Here is a 14,385-nt window from a genome sequence, read left to right on the forward strand (position 1 = left end):
GAGTCGGTGTCGGAGTCGGAGTCGGGGGTGGCCGCGCGGTCGGGGTCGGGGGAGGCGGCGGGACCGACGTTGGAGAGCCTGCGGGAGCGGTTGGCGCAGTTCGCCGCCGCCCGGGACTGGGGGCCCTTCCACACGTCGAAGAACCTGGCCGCGGCACTGAGCGTGGAGGCCGGGGAACTGCTGGAGATCTTCCAGTGGCTCACGCCCGAACAGGCCGCCTCGGTGATGTCCGATCCGGACAGCGCGCACCGGGTGCGCGACGAGGTGGCCGACGTGCTCGCGTACCTGCTGCAGTTCTGCACGGCGGTGGGAGTGGATCCGCTGACCGCGCTGGCGGCCAAGATCGAGCGGAACGAACTGCGCTTCCCGGTGCCCGGAGCCGCGCGCGACGTCAACTCCGACGTGGGCGACCAACCCGTGTGAGGGACGGAGGTTATCCACACCCCGGGGGTTGTCCACAGCTTCTGACGAGGTCGCGGCGCCGATCCTCCCCTCCGTGCACGCTTTCGCCGTGACCACCCGACCGCGGCACCCGCGGTCGTGCGGTGGTCGCGGTCGGAGTGTTCGCGAGCGAAAGGGGTGGCGGCCATGGAGGCGCTGCGACTGATCAAGACGGCCCGGCACGCCCTGGCCGAGGCCAGGAACGTCCCGGACGTGGTGGCCGAGGCTCGGCAGGCCGCGCTGCTCACCGAGGCGGTGGGCGCCAGGCTGGCCGAGCTGGACGACGGGGAGCCGGCGGGGCTCGGCCAGCAGTTGTCCGAGGCGGCCGGCCACGCGGCGGGCTGCCTGGACCAGCCGTCGGGCGAGCCGGGCGTCGCGCCGGGCCTCGGCGGCCGGCGGGCCGACCGGCTCGGCGAACTCGGCGCGCTCGACCCGATGCTGGCGGAGCTCGGCGGGCTGCTGCGGGACGTCGCCGAGACGCTGGTGGTGCTGGCGTGCGGGGCGGAGACGGAGAGCCTGTACTGGACGTGCATCGACGGGGTCGACGCGGGCGCCGAGTGCCAGGCCCTGGTCGCCCGGCTGCACCAGGTCGTGCGGGGCGAGGCGGAGGAGTACGACCCGACTCCGGCGGAGCCCGTGGCGGTCGACCCTCCGCCGCCGGTGCCTCCGCCGCCGGTGCCTCAGCCGTCGGAGCGCGAGGCGCCGTTACTGGTGCTCAGGCTTGACCCGCCGTCCGTCCAGGCGTCAGCGCCGCCGGAGCCCCGGACGCCGGAGGACTGCAGCTCCGCGAGGTCCGCGGTCACCGAGGCGAGCAGTTCCTGCATCTGCTCCAGCAGGCTCTTCGGAGTGGCCGGCGCCGCCGACGCGTCGGCGGCCGGATGCTGTGGCGCGGCGGATTCCGCGGACCAGGCTTCGGACATGAGGGAACCTCTTCGGATCGGTGGTGCGGTGTGAAACGGCTGGTGGCGGCTCGGCGCGCGGACGTCGACGCCGGGGCGGGAGCCGCCGCCGTTGCAACCAACGAACCGCCCGATACCGGGTCACCGGCCACCACCCGATGCGGTCCAACTCCGTTGGGAGGTAAGCCTCCCGGGTGACCCGGGCTTGCCGCTCGCGGGCCGCCTCGGTTAGGGCGTGTCCGGGCGGCCGGGCGGCCGGGCGGCCGGGCGGCGGGTCGGTCGGCCGGACAGGTCCCGGGTGGCCCCGGTGGAGGGGCGCGCCCAGGGCGGTGCGCCATCTGCCGGTTGGTGTCCTCAGCGCTGAGCGCTCACTGCTGAGGACACCAACCGGGGGGCGGCCGCGGGCGGTTGCGCGAGTGGCCGGCGTTGGCAGGTGGTCCCGCGAGTGGCGGGTGTTGGCCGTGCTGCCCGGTGCCGGGGCTGCCCCGGCACCGGGCAGCCACCCTGGGGAAGGGTTCCGGAGTTCAGGGGCGGGGGTGGGCGGGGAGGGGTGGGGGGAGGGCCCCAAAGGAAGGCAACCGCAGACAAGGCAACCGCCAGGAGCAGACCAAAGGCCCCCGGCGCCGCAGCAGCGGCGCCGGGGGCCCGAGACCCCGGAAGAGGGAGGAGGTCAGTTGTGGGCGTGCAGCTCGGCGTTCAGGCCGCCCCAGGAGCCGGAGCGGGCGATGACCTCGACGGCGCCGGTCTGGGAGTTGCGACGGAACAGCAGGTTGTCCTGGCCGGACAGCTCGACCGCCTTGGCCACCTTGCCGTCCGGGGTGGTCACCCGGGTGCCGGCGGTGACGTAGAGGCCGGCCTCGACCACGCAGTCGCTGCCCAGCGAGATGCCGATACCCGCGTTGGCGCCGAGCAGGCAGCGCTCGCCGACCGCGACGACCTGCTTGCCGCCGCCGGACAGGGTGCCCATGATCGAGGCGCCGCCGCCGATGTCGCTGTGGTCGCCGACCACGACGCCCGCGCTGATCCGGCCCTCGACCATGGAGGTGCCCAGGGTGCCGGCGTTGAAGTTGACGAAGCCCTCGTGCATCACGGTGGTGCCGACGGCGAGGTGGGCGCCGAGGCGGACGCGGTCCGCGTGGGCGATCCGCACGCCCGACGGCGCGACGTAGTCGGTCATCCGCGGGAACTTGTCGATCCCGTAGACGGCGAGCTGGCCGCCCTGGACGCGGACGGCGAGACGGGCCTGCTCGACCTTGTCCACCTGAACCGGGCCGATGCTGGTCCACGCCACGTTGGCGAGCAGGCCGAAGAGGCCGTCCAGGTTCTGGCCGTGCGGCTTCACCAGGCGGTGGCTCAGCAGGTGCAGCCGCAGGTAGGCGTCGTGCGCGTCGAGCGGCTTCTCGTCCAGCGAGGCGATGGTGGTGCGCACGGCGACCACCTCGACGCCGCGGCGGGCGTCGGCGCGCAGCGCCTCGGCCGCGCCGGCGCCCAGTTCGGCCTCGGCCTGCTCGGAGGTCAGGCGGACGGTGCCGGCCGGGCCGGGCTCGGCGGTCAGCGCGGGGGCGGGGTACCAGGTGTCGAGGACGGTGCCGTCGCTGGCGATGGTGGCCAGACCGGCGGCGACGGCGCCGCTTGCGAGGGAGGTGGATTCAGCAGTCACATCGTGCACGTTAACGAATACGGGCGGCCGGTGCCGAACACGCTCACCGTGCGGACACGGCCGGGCCGCGGTGGCGCGGGGCGACGGCCGGTGTCTCGGGCGGTGCCCCGACGGCCGTCGCTGCACCGCCCGCGCGGGGGCAAAACCCGGTGCTCAGGGGGTGGATACTCGGCAATACTCGGGCGGGTGTTCATCTCGATCTCCACCACGGGCACGGCCGAGAGCCCTGCCACCGACCTCGGTTTCCTGCTGCACAAGCACCCGGACAAGGTCCAACGGTTCGGGACGTCGCACGGCGAGGCCCACGTCTTCTACCCCGAGGCGGGCGACGAGCTCTGCACGGCGGCCCTGCTCCTGGACGTCGACCCGATCGCGCTGGTCCGCCGCGGCCGGGGCAAGGGCCGCGGCGGCTCGCCGGACTTCGCGCTCGCCCAGTACGTCAACGACCGCCCCTACGCCGCGTCCTCGCTGCTCGCGGTGGCGCTGCGGACGGTGTTCCGGTCGGCGATGAAGGGCGTCTGCGAGGGCCGCCCCGGTCTGGCCGAGCAGGCCCGGCCGCTGCGGATCACGCTGCCCGCCGTGCCCGCGAACGGTGCGGGCGAGGACGGCGGCGCCGCGATGGTCCGCAGGCTCTTCGAGCCGCTGGGCTGGCAGGTCGAGGCGACGGCGATCCCGCTGGACGAGGCGTTCCCCGAGTGGGGCCGGTCGCGCTACGTCCGGATCGAGCTGACCGCGGAGACGCTGCGCCTGTCCGACGCGCTCCAGCAGCTGTATGTGCTGCTGCCGGTGCTCGACGGCGCCAAGCACTACTGGGTCGCCCCGGACGAGGTGGACAAGCTGCTCGCGGCCGGGCAGGGCTGGCTCGCCGACCACCCCGAGCAGGCCCTGATCGCGCGCCGCTACCTGTCCCGGCGCTGGACGCTCACCCGGCGGGCGATGGAGCGCCTGGAGCTGGCCCGGCTGGCGGAGGCCGACGACCGCGAGGTCGAGGAGATCGACAACGCGGTCGACGACACGGCCGAGGCCGAGGCCGACGACGTCGGGCAGCCGGTGCCGGCGGCCGCTGCCGAGGCGGCCGCAGCAGGAGCAGCCACAGCAGATGCAGCCGAACCAGAGGCGGCCGCGGAGAACCGCGAGGAGAAGAAGGTCCGGCTCGCGGAGCAGCGCAGGGCGGCGATCCTCGACGCCCTGCGCGAGGTCGGGGCGGCCCGGGTGGCCGACCTCGGCTGCGGGCAGGGCGAGCTGATCGGAGCACTCCTCAAGGACCCCCGGTTCACCGAGGTGCTGGGCGTGGACGTGTCGGCGCGGGCGCTGTCGGCGGCCGCCCGCAGACTGCGACTGGAGCGGATGTCCGAGCGTCAGGCGGCCCGGGTCGAGCTGGTCCAGGGCGCGCTGACGTACACCGACGCACGGCTGAAGGGCTTTGACGCGGCGGTGCTCTCCGAGGTCATCGAGCACGTCGACCTGCCCCGGCTGCCGGCCCTGGAGTACGCCGTCCTCGGCGTCGCGCGTCCGGCGGCGGTCGTCGTGACCACGCCGAACGTCGAGTACAACGTCCGCTGGGAGAGCCTGCCGGCCGGTCATGTCCGGCACGCCGACCACCGGTTCGAGTGGGACCGCGCGCAGTTCCGGGCCTGGGCCGAGCGGGTGGCGGCGGCCTACGGCTACACCGTCGTCCTGCGCCCGGTCGGGCCGGAGGACCCGGAGGTGGGCGCACCGACCCAGCTCGCGCTGTTCCGGATCGGGACACCGCCCGAGCCGACGACCGCGGCCACCGCCACCATGACCACCGCCGCCCTCACCACCGCCACCACCACGCCCGAAGGGGGCGAGACCCGATGACCGACGACGCACAGCCCCTGCAGCCGACCGAGCCCGCACCCGCCGAGGCCGCGCCCATCGAGGCCGCACCCGCCGAGGCCGCACCCGCCGAGCTTGCGACGACGCCCGCACAGACCGAGCCCGCACAGACCGAGCCCGAGCCCACCCCCGGCAAGCCCCGCCGCCTCCCGGTCACCGACGTCTCCCTCGTCGTCCTGATCGGCACCAGCGGCGCGGGCAAGTCCAGCTTCGCCCGCAAGCACTTCCTGCCCACCCAGGTGATCTCCTCCGACTTCTGCCGCGGCCTGGTGGCCGACGACGAGAACGACCAGTCGGCCTCCACCGAGGCCTTCGCGCTGCTGCACCACATCGTCGGCATGCGCCTGGCCGCCGGCCGGCTGACCGTGGTGGACGCCACCAACGTCCAGCCGGAGGCCCGCAAGCAGCTGGTCCGGATCGCCCGCGACCACGACGTGCTGCCGATCGCGATCGTGCTGGACGTCCCGCCGGGCGTCTGCGCCGAGCGCAACCGGACCCGCCCCGACCGCCAGCTGCCGGCGCACGTGATCCCGCGCCAGCACCGCGAGCTGCGCCGCTCGCTGCGCGGCCTGGAGCGCGAAGGCTTCCGCAAGGTGCACATCCTGCGCGGCGAGGCGGAGGTGACGGCCGCCGAGATCGTCCCGGAGAAGCGGTTCAACGACCTGCGCCACCTGACCGGCCCGTTCGACATCGTCGGTGACATCCACGGCTGCCGCTCCGAGCTGGAGACCCTGCTCACCCGCCTCGGCTACGGCCTGACCCGGGACGCCGAGGGGCGGGCGGTCGACGCCGCGCACCCGCAGGGCCGGACGGCCGTCTTCGTCGGCGACCTGGTCGACCGCGGCCCGGACACACCCGGTGTGCTGCGCCTGGTGATGGGCATGGTCGCGGCCGGCCACGCCGTCTGTGTGCCCGGAAACCACGAGAACAAGCTCGGCCGGGCGATGGACGGCAGGAAGGTCACCGTCTCGCACGGCCTCCAGGAGTCGCTGGACCAGCTGGCGGGCGAGTCCGAGGAGTTCCGCGCCGAGGTCCGGGCGTTCATGCACGGCCTGGTCAGCCACTACCTGCTGGACGGCGGCGCCCTGGTGGTCTGCCACGCCGGCCTCCCGGAGAAGTACCACGGCCGGGCCTCCGGCCGGGTCCGCTCGCACGCGCTGTACGGCGACACCACCGGCGAGACCGACGAGTACGGCCTGCCGGTGCGCTACCCGTGGGCGGAGGAGTACCGGGGCAGGGCCCTGGTGGTCTACGGCCACACGCCGGTGCCGGTCGCGAGCTTCCTCAACAACACCATCTGCCTGGACACCGGCTGCGTCTTCGGCGGCAGTCTGACCGCGCTGCGCTACCCGGAGCGCGAGCTGGTGAGCGTCGAGGCGGAGCAGGAGTGGTACGCGCCGGTGCGCCCGATGATCACGGACGCACCGGGCTCCCGCGAGGGGCGCCCGCTGGACCTCGCCGACGTGGCCGGCCGCCGGGTGGTCGAGACGGCGCTGCACGGCCGGGTGGCCGTCCGGGAGGAGAACGCCGCCGCCGCGCTGGAGGTGATGAGCCGGTTCGCGATCGACCCGCGACTGCTCGCCTACCTGCCGCCGACGATGGCGCCGAGCGCGACCTCGCGCCGTCCGGGCTACCTCGAACACCCCGAGGAGGCCTTCTTCGCCTACCGCCAGGACGGCGTGCGGCAGGTCCTCTGCGAGGAGAAGCACATGGGCTCCCGCGCCGTGGTGCTGGTCGCCCGGGGCGAGGGGGCGCTGGAGAAGCGGTTCGGCATCGCCGGGCCGGGCGCGATCTGGACCAGGACCGGCCGGGCGTTCCTCGGCGACGACGCCCTCACCGCCGCCGTCCTGGACCGGCTGCGGGCCGCCGCCGAGCGCTCCGGGCTGTTCGAGGAGCTGGGCACCGGCTGGCTGCTGCTGGACGCCGAGCTGATGCCGTGGTCGCTGAAGGCCGCCGAGCTGCTGCGCCGCCAGTACGCGGCGGTCGGCGCGGCGGCGGGCGCCGCCCTGCCCGCGGTGCTGTCGGCGCTGGAGCAGGCGGCCGGCCGCGGGCTGGACCTCGCGGGCCTGACCGCCCGCCAGCGGCAGCGCGCCGCCGACGCACAGGCCTTCACCGAGGCGTACCGGCGCTACTGCTGGCCGACCGAGGGGCTGTCCGGCATCCGCCTGGCGCCGTTCCAGGTGCTGGCCGCCGAGGGGGCGAACCTCGCGGTGCGCCCGCACGACGTGCACCTGGGGTGGATCGACCGGCTGGTCGCGGCGGACGATCCGCAGGCCCCGATCCTGCACGGCACCGGCCGGCTGCTGGTCGACACCGCCGACGAGGCGTCCATCGCGGCGGGCGTCGCCTGGTGGGAGGAGCTGACGGCGGCCGGCGGCGAGGGCATGGTGGTGAAGCCGCTCGCCTCGCTGGTCCGGGGCAAGGCCGGGGAGGGGCGGCCCGGCGGGCTGGTCCAGCCCGGGGTGAAGGTCCGCGGCCGGGAGTACCTGCGGATCATCTACGGTCCGGACTACACCGAGTACCTGGACCAGCTGCGCCAGCGCTTCCTCGGGCACAAGCGCTCGCTGGCGCTGCGCGAGTACGCGCTCGGTCTGGAGGCACTGGACCGCCTGGCGGCCGGCGAGCCGCTGTGGCGGGTGCACGAGCCCGTGTTCGCGGTGCTCGCGCTGGAGTCCGAGCCGGTCGACCCCCGGCTGTAGCGGTCCGGCCGCCCGCCCTGCACGCGGTGGGCGGCCCGGCCGGGCCCCGGATGGACAGGCCCCGCAGTCGCCCTGCGGGGCCTGTTCCGTTTCCGTTCCCCCCGCGCCTGCATAGAAATTCCAAGCATCGTATACAATTGCCGCTTCAGTTCTCGAACCCGCGTCACCACTCAGGAGCCCGGCATGGCTTTCAACCTCCGGAACAGGCACTTCCTCAAGGAGCTCGACTTCACGCCCCAGGAGTTCCGTTTCCTGGTGGACCTCGCCGCCGAGCTCAAGGCGGCGAAGTACGCGGGCACCGAGCAGCCCCGGCTGCGGGGCAAGAACATCGCGCTGATCTTCGAGAAGACCTCCACCCGGACGCGCTGCGCCTTCGAGGTCGCCGCCCACGACCAGGGCGCCTCCACCACCTACCTCGACCCGTCGGGCTCGCAGATCGGCCACAAGGAGTCGATCAAGGACACCGCCCGGGTGCTGGGCCGGATGTTCGACGGTATCGAGTACCGGGGCCACGGCCAGGAGGTGGTCGAGGAGCTGGCCGCGTACGCGGGCGTCCCGGTCTGGAACGGCCTCACCGAGGAGTGGCACCCGACCCAGCTGCTCGCCGACGTGCTGACGATCAAGGAGCACACCGCCAAGCCGCTCGACGAGGTGACCCTCGTCTACCTCGGCGACGCCCGCTACAACATGGGCAACTCCCTGCTCGTCACCGGCGCGCTGCTCGGGATGGACGTCCGGATCGTCGCGCCCCGCTCGCTCTGGCCCGCCGAGGAGGTCCGCAAGGCCGCCGAGGCGCTCGCCGAGTCCTCCGGCGCCCGGATCACCCTCACCGAGGACGTCGACGCGGGCGTGGCGGGCGCGGACTTCCTCTACACCGACGTCTGGGTCTCGATGGGCGAGCCCAAGGAGGTCTGGGCCGAGCGGATCGCGCTGCTCAAGCCGTACCAGGTGTCGATGGACACCGTCCGGGCCACCGGCAACCCGGCCGTGAGGTTCCTGCACTGCCTGCCGGCCTTCCACGACCTCGGCACGGTGGTCGGCCGGCAGATGCACGAGCTGACCGGGATGACCGAGCTGGAGTGCACCGACGAGCTCTTCGAGTCGGAGCACTCCATCGTGTTCGACCAGGCGGAGAACCGCCTGCACACCATCAAGGCCGTCCTGGTCGCCACCCTCGGGGCCTGACCGGTCCCTACGGCGCGGCCGCAGGCCTACTCGGGGAGGTTCACGCAGGCCGCCCGGTCGCCCGCGGCGTGCGGGCCGGCCGGGGTGCCCGCGTGCAGCACCAGCGAACGGGCCTCGCCCGGCCGGGGCTGCCAGTCCACCGAGGCCCCGGCCGTGCCGTCGCCCCGCTCGTCCGTCCGCAGCGTCAGCCGCAGCTCGTTGCGGTCGTTGGCGTACGCCGGGTCGGTGGACGGCCGGACCGGGTCCACGGCGTCCTGGTAGTGCGGCCCGGAGGCGGCGGGGTCGGCCCCGCAGCGGCCGGTGTGCAGGTGGGCGGGGAACTCGTGCCCGGGCGCCAGACCGGTCACGGACAGCGTCAGCACCGTCCGCCCGGCGGCCGAGCGGTCGACCACCACGCGGGCGTGCGAGCCGTAGGGGACGAGGTCGGTCGCGTGGCTGATGGCGGCCGGCGGGACGAAGGCCGTCGCCGGGTCGAAGTCCGCCTCGACGACGGACACCGGGGAGGCGGCGGGCGCCAGCAGGGCGAGCGGAAGCAGGGCGGCGGCGAACGGAGCGGGCATCGGGGGCCTTCCGGAAGCGGTGGGACGGACGCCCTGATCAACGGCCGCCCGGGCCGAACGGACACGACACCCTCCGCGAGCACCCGGCCCCCGCCCGGGCGCGCAGCAGGTCCGCAGCCGCCCGCAGCAGGTCCGCAGCCGCCCGCGGCAGACCGCACCGGGCCTCAGCCGGCGGAGCGGCGGATCCCCCGGATCTCGCAGCGCGGTCCGCTGGACCGCATCAGCCGCAGGTCCGCCGTCACCAGCGGCACCCCGTACTGCTCGGCCACGGCGACGTACGCGGCGTCGTCCGGGGTGAGGTTGTCCTTCAGCTCCCAGATCCGGCCGAGCAACGGGGTGGTCTCGACCTTCCGGATGGCCAGCCCGGGGAGCAGGGCCGCGAGCTCGCCGACCCGCTCGGCGGTGAGCTCCTTCGCCAGATAGAGGCCGCGCAGCGACTGCATCACCTCGATCACGACGTGCTCGGGGGCCACCCACTCGCCGCCCGCCGCGAGCTCGGCCCGGGCGGCGTCCCCGCGCTCGCCCTCGTCCGCCAGTGCCAGTACCAGCGCGGACGCGTCCACCACGATCATCAGTCGGCCCCCGGACTCTTCCAGTCTCGAACGGTGTCGAGCGGTGTCGAACTCCCCGGTCACCGTACCCGGCCGCCCCCAACGGCCCCGGCGGCCGGTGCGCGGGTCGCGCGCGCGGTAGGAAGGCAGTAGGCAGGAGGTGGGTCAACGGGGAAGGATCGGCCCGGGGCATGCCTGCGGTGGTGAACGCGTGGGCATGCACTATGGTTTATCTCGACATCGAGATAACTGCCCCTTACTATATATCTCGACATCAAGATACTTGCCGAGAGGCGCTCCCCGGCGATGCGGGCAAGGTCAACCTAAGTAAGGCTGACCTTACCACCGTGGCGGCCGGCATACCGCACGAAGCACCTAGAAGGAGTCAGTCGTGTCCGCGAACAGCTTCGACGCCCGCAGCTCGCTGCAGGTGGGCGACGAGTCGTACGAGATCTTCAAGCTCTCCGCCGTCGAGGGTTCCGAGCGGCTGCCGTACAGCCTCAAGGTGCTGCTGGAGAACCTGCTCCGCACGGAGGACGGCGCGAACATCACCGCCGACCACATCCGGGCCCTCGGCAACTGGGACGCCGACGCCCAGCCGAGCCAGGAGATCCAGTTCACGCCGGCCCGCGTGATCATGCAGGACTTCACCGGTGTGCCGTGCGTGGTCGACCTCGCCACCATGCGCGAGGCCGTCAAGGAGCTGGGCGGCGACCCGGCCAAGATCAACCCGCTGGCCCCGGCCGAGCTGGTCATCGACCACTCCGTCATCGCCGACAAGTTCGGCACCCCGGACGCCTTCGTCCAGAACGTCGAGATCGAGTACGGCCGCAACAAGGAGCGCTACCAGTTCCTGCGCTGGGGCCAGACCGCGTTCGACGAGTTCAAGGTCGTCCCGCCGGGCACCGGCATCGTCCACCAGGTGAACATCGAGCACCTGGCCCGCACCGTCATGGTCCGCGGCGGCCAGGCGTACCCCGACACCTGCGTCGGCACCGACTCGCACACCACCATGGTCAACGGCCTGGGCGTGCTGGGCTGGGGCGTCGGCGGCATCGAGGCCGAGGCCGCGATGCTCGGCCAGCCGGTCTCCATGCTGATCCCGCGCGTGGTCGGCTTCAAGCTCAACGGCCAGCTGCCGGCCGGCACCACCGCCACCGACCTGGTGCTCACCATCACCGAGATGCTGCGCAAGCACGGTGTGGTCGGCAAGTTCGTCGAGTTCTACGGCGAGGGCGTCACCGCGATCCCGCTGGCGAACCGCGCCACCATCGGCAACATGTCGCCGGAGTTCGGCTCGACCTGTGCGATCTTCCCGATCGACGCCGAGACCATCAACTACCTGAAGCTCACCGGCCGCGACGCGCAGCAGCTCGCCCTGGTCGAGGCGTACGCCAAGGAGCAGGGCCTCTGGCACGACCCGTCGGTCGAGCCGGTCTACTCCGAGTACCTCGAGCTGGACGTCTCCACCGTCGTCCCGTCGATCTCCGGCCCGAAGCGCCCGCAGGACCGCGTGATCCTGGCCGAGGCCGCCGCCAGGTTCGCCGAGGCGCTGCCGACCTACTCGGCCGAGGCCTCGAAGCCGACCGCGGTGACCGCCCCCGACGGCTCGACCTACGAGATCGACAACGGCGCGGTCGTGATCGCCTCGATCACCTCCTGCACCAACACCTCCAACCCCTCCGTCATGCTGGGCGCCGCCCTGCTGGCGAAGAAGGCCGTGGAGAAGGGCCTGACCGTCAAGCCCTGGGTCAAGACCACCCTGGCCCCCGGGTCCAAGGTCGTCATGGACTACTACGAGAAGGCCGGCCTGCTCCCGTACATGGAGAAGCTGGGCTTCAACCTGGTCGGCTACGGCTGCGTCACCTGCATCGGCAACTCGGGCCCGCTGCCCGAGGAGGTCTCGGCCGCCGTCAACGAGTCCGACCTGGCGGTCGTCTCGGTGCTCTCCGGCAACCGCAACTTCGAGGGCCGGATCAACCCGGACGTCAAGATGAACTACCTGGCCTCCCCGCCGCTGGTGGTCGCCTACGCCCTCGCCGGCAACATGAACATCGACATCACCCGTGACGCCCTGGGCCAGGACGCCGACGGCAACGACGTGTTCCTCGCCGACATCTGGCCGTCCGAGAAGGAGGTCGCCGACACCGTCGCCGGCTCCATCGACGAGGCCATGTTCGACAAGGGCTACCAGGACGTCTTCGCCGGCGACCACCGCTGGCAGTCGCTCCCGGTCCCGACCGGCAACACCTTCGAGTGGGACGCCGAGTCCACCTACGTCCGCAAGCCCCCGTACTTCGAGGGCATGGCCAAGACCCCGAGCCCGGTGAACGACATCGCCGGCGCCCGCGTCCTGGCCAAGCTGGGCGACTCGGTCACCACCGACCACATCTCCCCGGCCGGCAACATCAAGCCGGGCACCCCGGCGGCGCAGTACCTGACCGCCAACGGTGTGGAGAAGCGCGACTTCAACTCGTACGGCTCGCGCCGTGGCAACCACGAGGTGATGATCCGCGGCACCTTCGCCAACATCCGCCTGCGCAACCAGATCGCGCCGGGCACCGAGGGCGGCTACACCCGCGACTTCACCCAGGCCGACGCGCCGGTGTCGTTCATCTACGACGCCTCGCAGAACTACCAGGCCGCCGGCACCCCGCTGGTCGTCCTGGCGGGCAAGGAGTACGGCTCCGGCTCGTCCCGCGACTGGGCCGCCAAGGGCACCGCGCTGCTGGGCGTCAAGGCCGTCATCGCCGAGTCCTACGAGCGCATCCACCGCTCGAACCTGATCGGCATGGGCGTCCTGCCGCTGCAGTTCCCGGAGGGCGAGAACGCCGAGTCCCTCGGCCTCACCGGCGAGGAGACCTTCTCCTTCACCGGCGTGACCGAGCTCAACGAGGGCCGCACCCCGAAGACCGTCAAGGTCAAGGCCGGGGACAAGGAGTTCGACGCGGTCGTCCGCATCGACACCCCGGGTGAGGCGGACTACTACCGCAACGGCGGCATCCTGCAGTACGTGCTGCGCAGCCTGATCGGCTGACCGCAGCGGCTGGTCAAGCCGCTGCAAACACCAGGTCAACAAGAGGCCGGATCGCGTTCACGCGGTCCGGCCTCTTGTGTGTCCGGAACAAATGGACTAAACCTCTGTCTCAGCTTGGTCCAGACCATTTGACGCTGAATCAGAGAAAGCCGCAGGTCTTCTCCCATGCGCATGCTCAGTCGTACCGCCGCCCTCATCGCCGCCGCCACGGTGGCCGCCGCCCTCGCCGCTCCCACGGCCCAGGCCCACGACCGCGACCACGGCCCGAGGCTGAAGGGGCAGCGGGTCGGCTACTTCACCCAGTGGGGCGCCGACAGCTCCGCGAAGCGGGTGCAGGAGTCCGGCCAGGCCGGGAAGCTCACCGTCATCAACTACGCCTTCGGCAACGTCTCCGCCGAGGGCACCTGCTTCGAGACCAACGACGCCGGGCAGGGCGACGCCCTGAACGACTACCAGCGCCCCTTCAGCGCCGCCGAGTCGGTGGACGGCGTCGCCGACCGCCCCGGCCAGAAGCTCAAGGGCCACTTCAACCAGCTGCGCAAGCTCAAGGCCGAGAACCCGCAGCTGAAGACCGTGATCTCGCTCGGCGGGTGGAGCTGGTCCAAGTACTTCTCGGACGCCGCCGCGACCGAGGAGTCCCGCAAGAGGTTCGTCTCCTCCTGCATCGACCTGTACATCAAGGGCAACCTGCCCCAGCTCGGCACCGCCGAGGGCGGCAAGGGCGTTGCCGCCGGCGTCTTCGACGGCATCGACCTCGACTGGGAGTACCCGGGCGGCGGCGGTGACGGCGGCAACGTCGTGCGCCCCGAGGACGGCCACAACTTCACCCTGCTGGTCCAGGAGTTCCGCCGCCAGCTGGACCAGCTCAGCGGCCGCAAGGGCCCGCACTACCTGCTGACCGCGGCCGTCGCCGCCAACGAGACCGTCGCCGCCCGGCTGGAGCTCCCCACGCTCTCGCGCTCGATCGACTGGCTCAACCTGATGACCTACGACCTGCACGGTCCGTGGGAGGGCACCGGCCCGACCGCCCACCACGCCAACCTCTACTCCGACCCGAAGGACCCGTCGCCGCTGCAGCGCAGCGCCGACCGGGCGGTCGACTTCTACGCCCAGCACGGCCTGCCGGGCTCCAAGACCGTCCTCGGCGTGCCGTTCTACGCCCACGGCTGGACCGGGGTGTCGGCCGGCGCCGGCAACGGCCTGTACCAGCCGGCCGCCAAGTCCACCGCGGACTTCACCTACAACGAGATCTCCAAGCTGCCCGGCAAGGTCTACACCGACCGTGACCACGGCGCGTCCTGGAAGTACGACGGCACCAGCTTCTACAGCTTCGACAACGCCGAGGTGCTCACCCAGAAGGCCCGCTACACCCGCTGGAACGACCTGGCCGGTGTGATGGTCTGGTCGCTGGACGGCGACGACGCCAAGGGCAGCGCGCTCGCCGCCCTGGACCGCGGCCTCCAGCACGGCTGACCGGAGGCGCCTTGGGTGGC

The 14,385-nt window shown here is 72.6% G+C and carries 10 protein-coding genes; 7 read left to right on the plus strand and 3 right to left on the minus strand.

The genetic code is table 11. From position 1 onward, the window contains the following. The first annotated feature begins 78 nt into the window (after positions 1-78). Positions 79-423 (plus strand): nucleotide pyrophosphohydrolase, encoded by a 345-nt coding sequence (locus ACGFZP_RS00120; RefSeq protein ID WP_392928274.1) that lies wholly within the window; start codon positions 79-81, stop codon positions 421-423. 165 nt (positions 424-588) lie between these two features. Further along, positions 589-1,395: a DUF6099 family protein gene (locus ACGFZP_RS00125; protein WP_392926940.1), complete on the plus strand. Its 807-nt coding sequence runs from the start codon at positions 589-591 to the stop codon at positions 1,393-1,395. A gap of 615 nt (positions 1,396-2,010) precedes the next feature. Here the strand turns inward: ACGFZP_RS00125 and dapD are convergent. Then, positions 2,011-3,000 (minus strand): 2,3,4,5-tetrahydropyridine-2,6-dicarboxylate N-succinyltransferase, encoded by a 990-nt coding sequence (gene dapD / locus ACGFZP_RS00130; protein WP_392926941.1) that lies wholly within the window; start codon positions 2,998-3,000, stop codon positions 2,011-2,013. 186 nt (positions 3,001-3,186) lie between these two features. Between dapD and ACGFZP_RS00135 the strand changes: the two genes are divergently transcribed. The 3 genes from ACGFZP_RS00135 to argF all read left to right on the plus strand — a co-directional run bounded on the left by ACGFZP_RS00135 (position 3,187) and on the right by argF (position 8,744). Then, positions 3,187-4,842, plus strand: a complete 1,656-nt coding sequence (locus ACGFZP_RS00135) for a 3' terminal RNA ribose 2'-O-methyltransferase Hen1 (RefSeq protein ID WP_392926942.1) — start codon at positions 3,187-3,189, stop codon at positions 4,840-4,842. Then, positions 4,839-7,559 carry a polynucleotide kinase-phosphatase gene (locus tag ACGFZP_RS00140; protein WP_392926943.1) on the plus strand — a complete coding sequence of 907 codons (2,721 nt, stop codon included), beginning with the start codon at positions 4,839-4,841 and terminating at the stop codon, positions 7,557-7,559. The genes ACGFZP_RS00135 and ACGFZP_RS00140 overlap by 4 nt, the downstream gene beginning before the upstream one ends. 183 nt (positions 7,560-7,742) lie before the next feature. After that, positions 7,743-8,744 carry an ornithine carbamoyltransferase gene (argF, locus tag ACGFZP_RS00145; RefSeq protein ID WP_392926944.1) on the plus strand — a complete coding sequence of 334 codons (1,002 nt, stop codon included), beginning with the start codon at positions 7,743-7,745 and terminating at the stop codon, positions 8,742-8,744. A gap of 26 nt (positions 8,745-8,770) precedes the next feature. Here argF and ACGFZP_RS00150 read toward each other — a convergent pair whose 3' ends face one another. Both ACGFZP_RS00150 and ACGFZP_RS00155 read right to left on the minus strand, forming a co-directional pair. Next, positions 8,771-9,304 carry a superoxide dismutase family protein gene (locus ACGFZP_RS00150; RefSeq protein ID WP_392926945.1) on the minus strand — a complete coding sequence of 178 codons (534 nt, stop codon included), beginning with the start codon at positions 9,302-9,304 and terminating at the stop codon, positions 8,771-8,773. 164 nt (positions 9,305-9,468) lie between these two features. Then, positions 9,469-9,876, minus strand: a complete 408-nt coding sequence (locus ACGFZP_RS00155) for a type II toxin-antitoxin system VapC family toxin (RefSeq protein WP_392926946.1) — start codon at positions 9,874-9,876, stop codon at positions 9,469-9,471. 370 nt (positions 9,877-10,246) lie between these two features. Here ACGFZP_RS00155 and acnA point away from each other — a divergent pair, with 370 nt between their 5' ends. Both acnA and ACGFZP_RS00165 read left to right on the plus strand, forming a co-directional pair. Further along, a complete protein-coding gene (acnA, locus tag ACGFZP_RS00160; protein WP_392926947.1) occupies positions 10,247-12,892 on the plus strand; it encodes an aconitate hydratase AcnA in 2,646 nt (881 codons plus the stop codon). Positions 12,893-13,063: 171 nt separating this feature from the next. Then, entirely contained in the window at positions 13,064-14,365 is a 1,302-nt protein-coding gene (locus ACGFZP_RS00165; RefSeq protein WP_392926948.1) for a glycoside hydrolase family 18 protein, read from the plus strand. Positions 14,366-14,385 lie beyond the last annotated feature (20 nt).

It is taken from the genome of Kitasatospora sp. NPDC048239 (assembly GCF_043202015.1).
Taxonomy (GTDB): domain Bacteria; phylum Actinomycetota; class Actinomycetes; order Streptomycetales; family Streptomycetaceae; genus Kitasatospora.